This is a genomic window from Flavobacterium sp. C4GT6, assembly GCF_036347315.1.
In the GTDB taxonomy this organism is placed as follows: domain Bacteria; phylum Bacteroidota; class Bacteroidia; order Flavobacteriales; family Flavobacteriaceae; genus Flavobacterium.
Genome location: NZ_JAZGZU010000001.1, coordinates 411,944 through 426,775, shown reverse-complemented (window position 1 = coordinate 426,775; position 14,832 = coordinate 411,944). Strand labels below are relative to the sequence as shown.

14 protein-coding genes are annotated in these 14,832 nt (G+C 35.1%); 4 read left to right on the top strand and 10 right to left on the bottom strand.

Going from position 1 to position 14,832, the window contains the following annotated elements:
* The first annotated feature begins 34 nt into the window (after positions 1–34).
* The gene (locus V3Z67_RS01975; RefSeq protein ID WP_330441738.1) at positions 35–628 is read left to right on the top strand and encodes a hypothetical protein; all 594 of its coding nucleotides are present in this window, start codon (positions 35–37) and stop codon (positions 626–628) included.
* Between the two features lie 7 nt (positions 629–635).
* On the opposite strand, the gene V3Z67_RS01970 is transcribed toward V3Z67_RS01975, so the two are convergent.
* Positions 636–1,193, bottom strand: coding sequence for an acetate uptake transporter (locus V3Z67_RS01970; protein ID WP_330441737.1), 558 nt, complete (start codon positions 1,191–1,193; stop codon positions 636–638).
* Between the two features lie 140 nt (positions 1,194–1,333).
* Here V3Z67_RS01970 and V3Z67_RS01965 point away from each other — a divergent pair, with 140 nt between their 5' ends.
* Positions 1,334–1,807 (top strand): GyrI-like domain-containing protein, encoded by a 474-nt coding sequence (locus tag V3Z67_RS01965; RefSeq protein WP_330441736.1) that lies wholly within the window; start codon positions 1,334–1,336, stop codon positions 1,805–1,807.
* Here V3Z67_RS01965 and V3Z67_RS01960 read toward each other — a convergent pair whose 3' ends face one another.
* A complete protein-coding gene (locus V3Z67_RS01960) occupies positions 1,808–3,214 on the bottom strand; it encodes a TlpA family protein disulfide reductase (RefSeq protein WP_330441735.1) in 1,407 nt (468 codons plus the stop codon).
* 129 nt (positions 3,215–3,343) lie between these two features.
* On the opposite strand from V3Z67_RS01960, the gene V3Z67_RS01955 reads away from it, so the two are divergent.
* Positions 3,344–4,972 (top strand): ABC-F family ATP-binding cassette domain-containing protein, encoded by a 1,629-nt coding sequence (locus V3Z67_RS01955; RefSeq protein WP_330441734.1) that lies wholly within the window; start codon positions 3,344–3,346, stop codon positions 4,970–4,972.
* A gap of 64 nt (positions 4,973–5,036) precedes the next feature.
* Here V3Z67_RS01955 and V3Z67_RS01950 read toward each other — a convergent pair whose 3' ends face one another.
* From V3Z67_RS01950 to V3Z67_RS01925, 6 genes are all read right to left on the bottom strand, one after another.
* On the bottom strand, positions 5,037–5,738 hold the full coding sequence (locus V3Z67_RS01950) for a hypothetical protein (protein ID WP_330441733.1): 702 nt from the start codon (positions 5,736–5,738) through the stop codon (positions 5,037–5,039).
* Between the two features lie 103 nt (positions 5,739–5,841).
* The gene (locus V3Z67_RS01945; protein WP_330441732.1) at positions 5,842–6,372 is read right to left on the bottom strand and encodes a GNAT family N-acetyltransferase; all 531 of its coding nucleotides are present in this window, start codon (positions 6,370–6,372) and stop codon (positions 5,842–5,844) included.
* Between the two features lie 105 nt (positions 6,373–6,477).
* A complete protein-coding gene (locus V3Z67_RS01940) occupies positions 6,478–6,657 on the bottom strand; it encodes a hypothetical protein (protein ID WP_157481487.1) in 180 nt (59 codons plus the stop codon).
* Positions 6,658–6,720: 63 nt separating this feature from the next.
* A complete protein-coding gene (locus tag V3Z67_RS01935; protein WP_330441731.1) occupies positions 6,721–7,587 on the bottom strand; it encodes a bestrophin family protein in 867 nt (288 codons plus the stop codon).
* Positions 7,588–7,647: 60 nt separating this feature from the next.
* Positions 7,648–8,931: a cryptochrome/photolyase family protein gene (locus tag V3Z67_RS01930; protein WP_330441730.1), complete on the bottom strand. Its 1,284-nt coding sequence runs from the start codon at positions 8,929–8,931 to the stop codon at positions 7,648–7,650.
* A 6-nt stretch (positions 8,932–8,937) separates the two neighbouring features.
* The gene (locus V3Z67_RS01925) at positions 8,938–9,399 is read right to left on the bottom strand and encodes an SRPBCC family protein (protein WP_330441729.1); all 462 of its coding nucleotides are present in this window, start codon (positions 9,397–9,399) and stop codon (positions 8,938–8,940) included.
* A 155-nt stretch (positions 9,400–9,554) separates the two neighbouring features.
* Here V3Z67_RS01925 and V3Z67_RS01920 point away from each other — a divergent pair, with 155 nt between their 5' ends.
* Positions 9,555–10,409: a DUF2911 domain-containing protein gene (locus V3Z67_RS01920; RefSeq protein ID WP_330441728.1), complete on the top strand. Its 855-nt coding sequence runs from the start codon at positions 9,555–9,557 to the stop codon at positions 10,407–10,409.
* A 46-nt stretch (positions 10,410–10,455) separates the two neighbouring features.
* On the opposite strand, the gene V3Z67_RS01915 is transcribed toward V3Z67_RS01920, so the two are convergent.
* Both V3Z67_RS01915 and V3Z67_RS01910 read right to left on the bottom strand, forming a co-directional pair.
* Positions 10,456–12,162, bottom strand: coding sequence for a sodium:solute symporter (locus V3Z67_RS01915; RefSeq protein WP_330441727.1), 1,707 nt, complete (start codon positions 12,160–12,162; stop codon positions 10,456–10,458).
* A 169-nt stretch (positions 12,163–12,331) separates the two neighbouring features.
* The gene (locus V3Z67_RS01910; RefSeq protein WP_330441726.1) at positions 12,332–14,821 is read right to left on the bottom strand and encodes a PIG-L family deacetylase; all 2,490 of its coding nucleotides are present in this window, start codon (positions 14,819–14,821) and stop codon (positions 12,332–12,334) included.
* Between the last annotated feature and the right edge of the window lie 11 nt (positions 14,822–14,832).

The following is a 14,832-nucleotide window of genomic DNA, read 5'->3' as shown; positions in this document are numbered from 1 at the left end:
CATGTTATATTTTTGAATACTTAATTGCCTTACCATGATTGTAGCCTATTTTGAGTTAATAGTAATATTAATTCACTGTTTATTGCTGTCACTTCTGTATTCAGGAATTTTGTTGTTGGTTGTATTACTGATTGCTAAAATAACAAGACTTTCTTTTATTTCAGGAATTACAACCCGTAAGTTATATTTCTGGTGTTTCTGCATTCCAATTCTTTTTGTAACATTAATTTTATATAGATTTTCTTATGAAAGAGATAATGGTTTAGGAGAAACAGTTATGATTCCTGTAGGGTATGAGCAGCATGTGTTTTGTAGTGATGGTGAAATGGTATACTTCTATCCGGATCCGGATGCATACGACCCCGAAGATTTTGATATTGGTAAATTTACGGTATCTCAAAACAAGCTTTGTGCAGAAGTAATTCGTGATTATTCTAATTCCCCTGATTATGATTTTGTTGTTTATGACCTTGAAGAAAAGACGAGTACTCCTTTAAGTACTATTAAAGATTATACTCAATATGCTCAGGTTAACAATTTACCATTGCCTGAAGATTTTAATGATTTTTCATATCACTATAAAAAATTTACAACCAAGCCTAAATGGAAAGTATGGTTACTACCTTAGTTCTTGGTTAATAAGGCAAAATCCTTCTGCCTTTTACTTCTTCAAGCAGTTCGGCCATAGCAAGGTAAAAAGCACTACTACCACAAATAACACCTACAACACCTGCTATTTTATGTAAGTCACCGTTTTTAGTCCAGATAGCTGTGGCTAATAGGAAAAACAATATGGTTAAAGACAAGAATACAAACTGCTGTACTTTACTGTTATTAAAAGTACCTACCCATAAAAAAGCAGTGAAAATTCCCCATAAAGCTAAGTACCATCCTAAAAAATCGGGTGGGGTAGCCTGAGCGTTTTCAATACCTGTTGCGGGTAGCATCCATATTCCTACCAGTGATAGCCAAAAGAAACCATATGAAGTAAAAGCTGTAGCAGCAAAAGTGTTTCCTTTTTTGAAAGATAGCAAACCGGCTATTACCTGGGCAATTCCTCCGTAACATATCCCCATAGATAATACCACTGAGCTTAACGGATAGAACCCCATATTATGTATATTGAGTAGTATGGTTGTCATTGCAAAGCCCATAAGGCCAAGAGGTGCCGGATTTCCTAATTTTCCTTCCATAAATATATTTTTAATTTTATTACACTTTCAAAAATATGATTTTATTAATTTAATTGTTAAAACATTTAATATATTATTCTGTCAAAGTTTTGTAGTGGATTAACATGTGGTTAATTCAGTCAGGTTTATATCTTTGAAGTATGATTTCTGAGATAAAAACTATTTCAGCTAAAAAACTGATTGGTCTTAACCTAAATATGTCGTTTATTGATAATAAAACGGCTGAATTATGGCGAGGTTTTATGCCAAGGCGAAAAGAAATTGCTAATACTATTAGCAATGAGATGTATTCGTTGCAGGTGTATGATGAAAACTTCTTCTCACAATTTAATCCTGCTACCGAATTCAAAAAATGGGCACTTATTGAAGTAACTGATTTCAATACTGTACCCAAAGGTATGGAAACGTTCAGTCTGGAAGGCGGGATGTATGCTGTGTTTTATTATAAAGGGAATCCGGCTAATGCAGCACAGGTATTTGGTTATATAATGAAAGAATGGTTACCGCAATCAGATTATGTTTTAGATAATCGTCCGCATTTTGAAGTGTTAGGGGAGAAGTATAAAAATGGAAGTGACGAATCGGAAGAAGAAATATGGATACCTATTAGGTAATTAGTTAAGATGTTGACCAAAGTTTGAGTCCATTAAATTGGCAAAACCTCTTTTAATAGTACCATCGGGATTTAGTACAATCGTTCGGTTTATTTTAGTAAAAGCCCATTTATCCTTTAATACCTTAAAGTTTGAAGCTCTAAGCTGACAGGCATTTTCAAGATGATATTCCTTCATTGTTTTTTTCCACTCCTTGTCTTCATCAACATTTATAGCTATAAAGTCTACTTCTCCATATTTTTGTCTCAGTAACTCTATTTTTTCATCAATAACCTTTAGTCTTGATTTAGAACAACTTGTCCAGAAAAATATAACGGTTTTTTCATTTATACCATTACTAATATCGATGGGGTTATCATAACTGTCTACGAGCTCTATTTCCGGTAGTTTTTTACCTTCACTAAGTTCGCCTGCAGCTTGACCTATACGGACAATTTCATTACTGTCATCATCATCAGTAGACAGTTCATTAAAACATTCCAAAAATTCTTCGTGATTTACAATATTCCTGTCTTCTAAAAGATAATTAAAAGCCAGTGTATTAAGAACCTGGTTTTTTACCCCTTCATTAATGAATATTGAATCTGCAAGGTTTAGTTTGGTAATATTTTCCTCAAGTGTATCTTCGGGTATTTTGTAAGTTTCGTTTTTACTCTTTGCCATATTATTAAGCATTACGGTAAAGTATCTTACAAATGGTGTGTAGTTGGTAAGTTTTGGGTTGTTAAACTCTATTTCCTCCCTATAGTCGTAATAATTTTCGGGAATAAGACTGTTTATTTTTTTTCCTGTTTTTAATGCGCAGGCGTAGGGGTAATATTCTTTTTTTGAGTAATAGTTAAAGTCTAACCTGGCTTTTACATAAAAATCAAAACCATTACTCCAGTCCAGTCTTGATTTTTCTTCTTCATAATAGCTTATTCTTTTTTGGTAAGTGGAATCAATACATTTTGTGAATTTATCATAATCATAATTAAAAACAGATAAACAGCTGTTACGGTCTTTTTCATTAGCCAGATATAATTCCATCATGAAATTATTCTTCTCGTTACCCTTACCGCTAAATACTATAGATTCATCAAAATGCCTTGTGTCTATATTAACCATTAGGCTATCATTTTTATCAAAGTATACATATTGATAATAAGGCTCATGTTTAAAACTATACATTCCGGGGGTAAGAGAGTCAAACTTTACAAAGAATCTGTTGTTATCATCTAATTTTATAGTATCGATTACTTTATTATCACGACAAAAATAAATATGATCTGATTTTGGACTGGTAATTTCACCTCCAAAATAAGCTTCATAATTGTTGCGATTACCACATGATGGTAAGCTAACAATTATTGTAAATAACAGCAGTAATTTTTTAAAGTTGTTTGTCATTGTGTTTTTTCCGTACATTAACAAAAATATTTGTTCTTATGTATGTAAGCTGTTAAAACACCGTTAAAATATTTTAATGTTTATTATAACATAGGTCAATAGGATACTGCTTCTATTTTTCTTACTTTTGCCAAAAAATTTTTTAAAATGCTTTCAGTTTCAAATTTATCAGTTCAGTTTGGTAAAAGAATTTTATTTGACGAAGTAAACACCTCTTTTACTCAGGGTAACTGTTATGGTATTATTGGTGCAAACGGTGCCGGTAAATCTACTTTCTTAAAAATACTTGCAGGAGATATAGATCCAACCTCGGGACATGTGTTCCTTGAACCGGGCAAACGTATGTCGGTACTTAACCAGAACCACAACATGTTTGACGAGCACACAGTACTTGAAACCGTAATGATGGGTAACAAGACATTATTTGCTGTTAAAAAGGAGATGGATGAAATTTACCTTAAACCTGACTTTTCTGACAAAGATGGAGAAAGAGTAGGTGAGCTTCAGGTTGTTTTTGAAGAGATGAACGGTTGGAATGCTGATTCTGATGCTGCAGCCTTACTATCAAGCTTAGGTATTGGTGATGAGTTTCACTATACCCTTATGGGAGATATGGACAGCAAGCTGAAAGTACGTGTGTTATTAGCACAGGCATTATTTGGTAGTCCTGATGTACTTATTATGGATGAGCCTACCAATGACCTTGACTTTGAGACAATTTCATGGTTAGAGAATTTCTTAGCTAACTACGAGAATACTGTAATTGTTGTGTCTCACGACCGTCACTTCCTTGATGCTGTTTGTACACACATTTCAGATATTGACTTCAGTAAGATTAACCACTACTCAGGTAACTATACCTTCTGGTATGAGTCAAGTCAGCTGGCTGCGAAACAAAGAGCTCAGCAAAACAAAAAAGCTGAAGAGAAGAAAAAAGAACTTCAGGAGTTCATCATGCGTTTTAGTGCTAACGTGGCTAAATCTAAACAGGCTACCAGCCGTAAAAAAATGCTTGAGAAACTTAAAGTTGATGATATTAAACCTTCAAGCAGACGTTACCCTGCAATTATATTTGAACAGGAGCGTGAGGCAGGAGATCAAATATTAAATATAACTGACCTAAGTGCTTCTATAGACGGAGAGCTTCTGTTTAAAGACCTTAACCTTAATATGGCTAAAGGTGATAAAATAGTAGTAGTATCAAGAGATTCTCGTGCAACATCTGCTTTCTATGAAATTATAAACGGTAAAATGAAACCGGATAGCGGTAAGTTTGAATGGGGGGTTACCACTATACAGTCATACCTTCCGGCAGAAAACCATGAATTTTTTGATACTGATCTTAATCTTGTAGACTGGTTACGCCAGTGGGCAACTACCGAAGAAGAGCGTGACGAGGTTTACATCCGTGGTTTCTTAGGGAAAATGTTATTTAGTGGTGAAGAGGCTTTAAAATCTTCAAGAGTATTATCGGGAGGTGAAAAAGTACGTTGTATGCTTTCAAGAATGATGATGTTAAGAGCTAACGTTTTAATGCTTGATGAACCTACAAACCACCTTGATCTTGAATCGATCACAGCGTTTAACAACTCGCTTAAAAACTTTAAAGGATCTGTACTGTTCACTACTCATGACCACGAGTTTGCACAAACTGTAGGTAACAGGGTACTTGAAATTACGCCAAATGGAGTTATTGACCGTTACATGACATTTGATGATTATCTTGATGATGATAAAATCAAAGAATTAAGAAAGAAAATGTATGCTTCAAGCTAGCAGATAAATAAACTAAAAAAAGCCCGAAGTGATTCGGGCTTTTTTTATATGTTGTAATTAAATATTATTCTGATTTGTCTGTAGTTGGTGGAGTAGCCGTAGTAGGTTTATCTTCCTTAACTATAATTACTGTAGCTTTAAATCCGGTTGCTAAATTCCATTGGTTAGATGTAAGAAGCTTGCGGTTGTCGTCATATATTCTTATGTCTGCCGTATTTGGACCTGTTGTTCCCTGATTTAATGCTTCAAAGTCAATTTTATTAAAGCCTGGTGAAAGTCGTATTTGTATGGCCGATGGATTATTAGCAAGCACAAAATTACTAATCACTATTTTGCCGTTAAGCCAAATCCTTATCCTGTCACCATCCTGTAAACCAAAGTCGGCAGCAAAAGAGTTTACATACTCAGCATCAGTTCGTATTTCACCCAAAAACATATCGCCACGGTAGGCTTCATTTGATTCACCACCCATTTTAATTTTTACCCTATCCTCATACTGATCTGTATTATCGGCAAACTGACTTTCTGTAGACATAGGAGAGGTGTCTGTCCTGTCAACCCCAATCTGGAAACGAGGATCAAGTTCTTTTTTTGGAGGTTCAAAGCTAAACATACTCGGAATCTCATCATCAGTTTCCGGTTCTGGTGATGTTTGCGGATTTTCCTCACGTGGTATGGCAATACCTCCGCGTGGCTTATCGCCACCCTGAGCCATTAGCTTTGGAGTAAGGCAAAGTATAAGCAAAAGGGTACAAAGGTATTTCATGTCAATTTTGTTCTTTTAACCTAAGCAGCAATTAGCGTGCCTAAAATAATACTGTACAAATTAAGTAAAAATAAATCAGCTTTTACAAAAACGAATGTTCCGTTTATATTATTGCCTCATTTGTTTCCCATAGTTTTACTACCTGTTCAAACGTAATAGAACCAGGTGTAGTAATGTATTCTTTTACAAATTTGAATTCGGCTTTTTCGAGTGTTTTGTTTGGAGATGGGTTAAAGGATTTAGGCTGGCAGTATAGCTTTTTTAGCTTAAGGTTATTAAAATATGCTACCGTACTCATTTTAATAAAATCAATACCATAGCCTTTGTTTCTGTATTCTTTGTACCATATATGCAAATGCATATAACCATAATCCTCGTAAACAAACCGATTTAGATTGCTGTGACCTATAGGTTTATCATCTACATACCAAACTACACCATATACTTTTTTCTCATTATAGGGTAAGGTAATCTGGGTTTGAAGCATTCTAATAAAATCTTCTCTGGCTGGAAGTTTCTCAACATCAACCCCCATATTTAAAAGATATTCATTATCAGAATTAAACCAATAGTCCGCAATAAGTTTTACATCTTTATGCTCTATTTCTTTTATAGATAATTTGTTTCCAGCCATATTTTTACTTCATTTTCAGTATGAGGTAAATAAGAAGTAGATTTAAGCAAAACTATAAATATACATTGCGAAAGTACATTCAGTTCTCTTGCCGGGAATTATTAATTATTTATGCCTTCCTGATCGGTTTTTCTCGGCATCCCAGTTATTGATGCTGTCTTTCTCATCCCTAAAATCTTCACGGGTTATTTTACCTGATTTATCGTAATGCGCATTAGTGTCTACACTATCAGTATACTGTGTAACACCGTCATTATCGTTTTCTTTTTTATCGTCTGCTTCCATAGTATTTTTTAAAGTATAATATTAAGGAAATAACAGATGTAAAAATGTTAACGGGTAACTAAATTAATAGATAAGCTCTTCTACATTTTTCTGCATCATTTCAGCAAGCCTAGCTGTTGGCAGGTCGTTAGGATCATAACCAAACGGATCTTCAATTTCTTCGGCAATAAGCTCTAAACTGGCTAATACATAAAAAATTACTATAACAACAGGTATTACCAGATAACCAAGTGAAAACACATAGCCAAATGGTAACGACATTACATATATAAATATGAATTTCTTTATGAAAGCACTGTAAGAGTAGGGAATAGGCGTATTTTTAATTCTTTCACAAATACCGCATATATCGGTTAATGACTGCATTTCGGCATTGAGCACAATAAGCTGGTCACCTGTAATTTTCCCCTGTTCGTATAGCTCATTTATTTTAGCAATTATAGTTTTTGCTATTTGATTTGGCTTATGTTTATAATGATCATCAGACAGGGTAGCATTATCAAAAAGCTCGTGCTTAACATCAACATTTTTAAGATGCAGGTTCAAAACAGCAGAATAAGCAGGAATAAGTTTTCTGAAGATTTCTTTATCTTCATTACTTTTTACCATTACTGCTATCTTCATAGCTAAGTTTCGGCTGTTATTCACAAGTGCTCCCCATGCTTTTCGGCCTTCCCACCAACGATCGTAAGCAGTATTAGTCCTGAATACCAGTAATAATGATATAACAAATCCTAATAAAGTGTGCATCACTGTTATGTTTTTAACATGACTGCTTTCAGACATTTTCCAGTATTCCAGCTCAAGATAAGCGACACCTAATGAATAAACACCAATGCCAATCATTAGTGGGAGTAACTTTCTGAATGTGTCGGCCTTATGAAAACGGAATATGAATGAAAACCACTCTTTTGGGTTGTATGCTATCATCTGTTTGGTTGTATAGTGTTTGCTACACAAATGTATTTAAAGTTTATGTTTTGCCAAACATTATTGTACAGCTTCCTTATAAACTTTAAGTGCTCTTTCTCGCGCCTCTTTATGATCTACAATTGCTCTGTAGTTTATTTCCTGATACTCAGGAACCCATTTTTTAATGTATTTCAAATCAGGATCAAACTTTTTGGCCTGTTCTATAGGATTAAATACTCTAAAGTAAGGAGCAGCATCTACACCGCTTCCGGCAGCCCATTGCCAGTTACCTACATTACTGGATTGCTCGTAGTCTAATAGCTTTTCGGCAAAATAAGCTTCACCCCAGCGCCAGTCAATTAACAGGTGTTTGCATAAAAAACTGGCTACAACCATACGCACTCGGTTATGCATATAACCAGTATTATTTAGCTCACGCATACCTGCATCTACCATAGCATATCCGGTTTTGCCTTCACACCAAGCTTTAAATTCCGTTTCATTATTACGCCATTTGATATTGTCATATTTAGGGCGGAAGCTCTTACTAACCGTTTCCGGGAAGTGCCATAAAATCTGCATAAAAAACTCACGCCATATCAATTCGTTTAAAAATGTTTGATTTTTGCTTTCTAACGCTTTTTTTACTAACTGACGCACGCTCACCGAGCCAAAACGTAAATGCGGACTCAAAAACGAAGTTCCTTCAATAGACGGAATGTTTCGAGTATCCTCATAATTATCAATAAGAGTAGAGGTAGTGTTAAACGGTTTTACTTTTATATCGCTTTTAGAGAAGCCAATATCTTTTAACCCTAAAAACGGATACGAATGTGAAGCTAAATTATCAAGTTTATTTTCCGGATGATGTTGCCTAATATGACTTTCGGTAAACTTTTCCTTCCACTTTTTCATGAATGGAGTGTATACTAAATAAGGTGTTCCATCATCTTTAACCACATCATCTTTTTCAAATATTACCTGATCTTTAAAGTGCTTAAATACAATATTATTATCCTTAAATAATTGAAGTATTGCTTTATCTCTTTTTAAAGCATAAGGTTCATAGTCATGATTGGTATAAACAGACGTTATTTTATTTTCGGAAATCAGTTTTTTGAATACTTTTTCGGGAGTATCATAAAATACTGCAAGCGAACTGTTGTGCGATTTAAAAGCTTTATTCAGGTCACTAAGAAGTTTATATATAAAAGTTACTCTTGCATCACTTTTAGGTAATTCATCAAGAATGTTTTTATCAAAAATAAAAATTGGAAGCACTTTTTCATCACTGTTCAGTGCTTCATAGAGTCCGGTATTATCTTCTATTCGTAAATCCCTTCTAAACCAGAATATGTTCATGTATAATTAGTCGTTAAATTCTCCAAAAAGTTCGATTAGCTTATTTTTCCTGTACTTAAAAATTTCTTCCAGTTTAGGTTTTACTATAAACGGATGTACCATTTTACCTAATATACCCATAGGAAGTTTGTAGTGTATAATATCTTCCATTTCTACACCTCCGGGTATTTCTTTTAAAAAGTGTTTATGATGCCAAAACTTATAAGGCCCGAAGCGCTGTTCATCAACAAAAAAACGCTTATCCTCAACATGGGTTATCTCAGTTACCCATTCCATTTTTAAACCCAGTAGCGGACTAACATGGTAGTGTATAATCTGTCCGGCAAACATTTCTCTATCATCACCTGATAATGTTACGAAACCCATTGAGGGTGGGGTAATTACGGCAAGGTTTTTGGGAGTAGAAATAAAGTTCCAGGCTGCATTTAAACTTACAGGTATTTTTTGTGTTTTATGTAGTGTATACAAAACAGGCTATATTTAAAGCGTTAAACTGTGTGAAGTTAGGAAACACAAGGGAATTTTAAGCTTTGTTGAACCTTATTTTTAGTATTTTTTAACAATCGTAAAACGCATAATGATTAATTTCGCAGTATCAATATATAAAACAAAATCAGGTTAAAATGAAAAAATTACTTATTGCAGGTGCTATAATGCTGGGCTGTTTAACAACAAATGCTCAGGTGCAGACTCCAATGGCAAGTCCGTCGGCAAAAATTGAACAGACTGTGGGTCTTACAAATGTTAAAATTGATTATTCACGCCCAAGTGCAAGAGGCAGATCTGTTTACGGTGAGTTAGTTCCTTTTGGGAAATTATGGAGAACCGGTGCGAATACCAATACTGTTATTACTTTTAGTGACGACGTGGTTATTGATGGTAAAACGCTTCCAAAAGGAGAGTATGCATTATATACTTTACCAAAAGCAGATAGTTGGGATATTATTTTTTATGGTGATACACACAACTGGGGATTACCTGAAAAATGGGATGAGAAAAAAGAGGTTTTAAGAACTACTGTTAAACCGGAGTTCCTTCCTAAAAACATAGAAACTTTTACTATTAATATTGCTGATCTTGACAATGATTTTGCAAATCTTGAGCTATCATGGGAAAGAACTAAGGTTACTTTAAAATTCGTTGTTCCTACTAAAGAGAAAGCTATTGAAAGTATTGAAACTGCGATGGCTGGACCAAGTGCAGGTGATTATTTCTCTGCAGCACAATACTACTACCAGTCTAACGCCGATATGAACAAAGCTTTAGAGTGGATTAATAATTCTATTGCTAAAACACCAAGCGGACAGGATGTGCCGTTCTATATTTTGAGACAAAAATCTCTTATACAGGCTAAAATGGGAGACAAGAAAGGTGCTATTGAAACAGCAAAACAATCGTTAGCAGGAGCCGAGAAAGCAAACAACTACGATTATGTGAAAATGAATAAGGATTCTATCCTTGAATGGAGCAGAAAGTAATTTTTCAAAATTATATAAAAAATGCGGGTTTTTAAACCCGCATTTTTTATGCTTCCTGCATTGGTTTATTCTTATCCAGAAACGGTTGTAATATTAACGATAGGAATATAGTCAACATAGCACCTATAAAGTTAAGCCACAGGTAACCTATATGATCTGTTCTTACGTAATCGTACCATATATAAATAACTGCTGTTTGTGTTATTAAAGCTCCCCAAAATATGGCCTGTGCCTTTATATATTTGATATAGAAAGCAACAAGGAAAATACCCAGTACGGTTCCGTAGAAAATAGAACCTATTATATTAACGAGCTGGATAAGATTTTCGAACAAGGTGCCCACGCAAGCAAAAAGTATGGCTATAACTCCCCACAAAAGGGTAAACATTTTTGTGGCATTTACATAATGCTTCTCTGATTTTTCCCCTACATTACGCTTGTAAATATCTATTGCGGTAGTAGAGGCAAGGGCATTTAATCCTGAAGCCGATGATGACATTGCTGCCGAGAATATTACAGCAAGTAGTAACCCTACAAGTCCTCTTGGAAGGAAGTTCAATATAAAGTACAGAAAAACATAATCCTTATCGTTAGTTTCAGCTTTCTCGTTTACTTTCTTTATTAGTCCTTTTGCTTTATCTCTTAGGCTTTTTTCCCTTGCATTTAGGGTAACCATTTTATTATGAAGCTCCTTATTGTCGTAATCCTGATTAAGTTGATTTACATAAATCATACTTATTTCCTTTTTCTCCAGGGCAAGGTCTTCAAGCTGTTTTTCCAGTCCGGCATACTCATCACTGTATTGTGATTCCTTTAAAACCTTAACGTTATTAGGGTTAAAGTGCAATGGGGCAGAGTGGAACTGAAAGAAGATGAAAACCATTACACCTATAAGCAGTATAAAAAACTGCATTGGTACTTTTAATAGTCCGTTCATTATAAGTCCCATTTGACTTTCTCTGATAGATTTACCTGATAAGTAACGTTGTACCTGAGACTGATCGGTCCCGAAATAAGCCAGCATCAAAAAGAAACCTCCTGCAATACCACTCCAAATGGTATATTTTTCGGCAGGATCAAATGAAAAGTCAACAATGTTCATTTTATCGTTAGCGCCTGCAATATGTAATGCATTGGCAAAACTAAGCTCATCAGGCAGGTAGCTCAATATGATAAAGAAAGTGATTATCATACCCGACATGATAACAAACATCTGTTGTTTTTGGGTAACATTTACAGCCTTTGTCCCACCAGAGAAGGTATAGATAATAACCAATACACCAATTATAAGGTTCATTAAGTTAAGATTCCATCCTAAAAGTGATGATAGTATAATAGCCGGTGCGTAAATAGTAAGCCCTGTACCAAGCCCTCGTTGAATTAAAAATATTATTGAGGCAAGCGAACGCGTTTTAAGATCAAATCGTTGTTCTAAAAATTCATAGGCTGTAAATACCTTTAGTTTGTGATATAAAGGTATAAAGGTGATACATATAACCACCATTGCCAAAGGCATACCAAAGTAAAACTGTACGAAACCCATACCATCATGGTAGGCTTGCCCGGGGGTAGAAAGAAACGTAATGGCACTGGCCTGTGTAGCCATAACCGATAGCCCTACTGTCCACCAAGGTGTTTCGTTATTTCCAAGTATAAATTCCTCTACGTTTTTACTGCCACGGGTTTTCATAACACCATAAACAACAATAAAAAGTAGTGTAACCGAAAGTATAATCCAGTCTATTGCCTGCATCTATGTAAATATTTGCATTATAAAATAAAACACTAGTATGTAGATAATGTTGAGTAGTATTACTAACGAATAACTTTTTTTCCAAGCATTGGGATTATCTTTCATACAATTCTTTTTTAGCTTTAAATAGGAATGGCAAACATCATATTTGTTACACCAGCTGTTAATTTTATTTGCCCAGTGCAATTATGTTTGCCATGAGCCTGTAAGCCCCGGAAACCCCTTCAGGTAACTCCCTGAAAAAGCTCAATCCGGTATAAATATAATAACCTTTTCCGTGCTTTGCTATAAGTAGTGCTCCTTTTTTAGGAGACTCGCCTTTATCATGAGACGATAGGATAGGAGTAAATTCTGCTCCCCATTCGTCAGGATAATACAATCCCTGCTCCTGTACCCATCCTTTAAAGTCGTTCTCAGTTATCTTGTTAGGTTTGTTCAAAACAGGATTTTCGGGCGCTAAAAAGGTAACTTCGGCATCTTCTTCGGTAACCCTATCTCTTGATAAACGAAGGTGATAAGGTGCAAAATCCCTGATAGATAAATGGCCTGTGGTATTATATTGTACAATCATATTACCACCTTCTTTCACATAATCAAAAAGGATTTGTTGTTTGTATACCAAATCGTCCAATACATTGTAGGCACGAATACCTAAAACAATCGCATCAAAGTCTTTTAAAATGTCTGGAGTAATTAACTGCGGACTAAGTAAGCTTACTTCATATCCCATTTGCCTAAGGCTTTCAGGCACGTTATCTCCAGCACCCATTATGTAGGCAATCCTTCTGCCTTTAATTTCAATATCTGCTTTTGTAAACTTAGCTATAGATGTTAATAATACCTGCTGTTTTGCAATATGTGGATAATCTATAATCACCTGTTCTTTATCATATTGTTCATTATTAACTAAAGCTATACTTTCAGCTATGGCTTCTTCAGAATGTGATGGAGGAGTAACCTCAAATGATACTATTAGTTCGCTTCCTTTGTTTTCCAAGTTAAACGGAATTGAAGCAGGACTCACCTTCCATGTGTTAGGCAATTTTAATTGAAGTTCACCAATACAGTTATCTCTACCGGCACTTATTTTAACCTGTACAGTCTGCTTTTTATTGTCTTTAAACAACTGTACCTTATTAAGGATTTTTGTTGTTACAGCCGGAACTACATCAAAAGGCTGATACACTTCGCCAAAAGCAGGGTCATTGTATTTATATACCAGTTCTCTTTTAAAAGGAATTATTATACCGTTAATTTCAACTTCAAAGCTTACATATAATTCCCTTATAATATCGGGTATACCTATTTTTTGTAGATCGTTTACGGTATACATACCCTTATTCCCTTTTTCTTTAAGCCAATAAGGTGAAGTATATTCTATATCCTGAGGTATGGTAACCGTAAAGCTATCGCCTTTATCTACATTGTTTTGTAACTGAATATTATGAATAAAGGTCTCATCATCAGGATAAACCGTAACAGACTTTAAAGTCATTGGTACTGCACTACGGTTAATAGCTTCCCAGTTTATTGTTATTTCGCTACCTGGTGTTGCCGACTGATTATTGGCCAATGCTTCAACAAACAGTCCGCTGCATGCCGCAATAATATCTTTTATTTCTTTTGTTTTTATCTCCTTCCAGTATTCGTCATCAAGAGCCTGTATATCTTTATAAACTGTTATTAAAGCAGGTAATGAAGCAGAAGGATTTTTATAATCGTAGTTATCCAGTATGTTTTGTACTGCTTTACCGATTTTCTTTCCGTTTTTAACCCGGTTCCATGATGTATCAATTCCTTCAAAAAGGTTTTGCTTATCTTTTAGGTTGTCACCTTTTATAAGTTCAAGGTATTCCATATCATCACCACGGGCTCCTGTAGTACCAAAACCTTGTGAACGGTGTCTGCTACGGCTAAGCGCCGCTATTTCCTGATTGGATTTACCCAGCATAGGGTAGTATACTCCTGTAGAAAGATTTATGTATTTAGACTTATCGGCTTTATCAAACTGTTCTTTTCCTCCAAAAAACCACCATGATACATTAAAAAACACGCGCTGTGTTTGCCATGTATTTACAAATTTAAGTTGGTTAGGAGCATAGTTAGGGTCGTTAGCTAAACCAAAAGCCTCCTGAGTTAACATCGCTGATGATGTATGATGCCCGTGTGTCGTTCCTGGTGTACGGTGATCAAAACGGTTAATGATAATATCAGGTCTGAATTTTCTGATTATCCAAACCATATCCTGTAATACTTCTTCCTTATCCCATATTTGTAAGGTTTCATCTGGCACTTTGGAGAAACCAAAATCATTCGCCCGACTAAAAAACTGTTCGCCTCCATCAATCTTACGGGCTTCAATCAGTTCCTGAGTACGGATAACACCTAATAGCTCTCTTAATTCAAGCCCTATAAGGTTTTGTCCGCCATCACCACGAGTTAGGGCAAGATAGCCGGTACGAGCCATTTTTTTATTTGAAAGAAACGAAATAAGCCTTGTATTCTCGTCATCAGGGTGAGCAGCTATATATAATGCTGTACCTAAGAAATTAAGTTTTTCAATTTTATGATAAATCTCTACCGATGATGGTTTTTGTGGCTGCTGTGCAAACACAGAAACATAACAGAAGAGTAGGAGGTAACTAAAATATTTATGCATGGTTATAATAG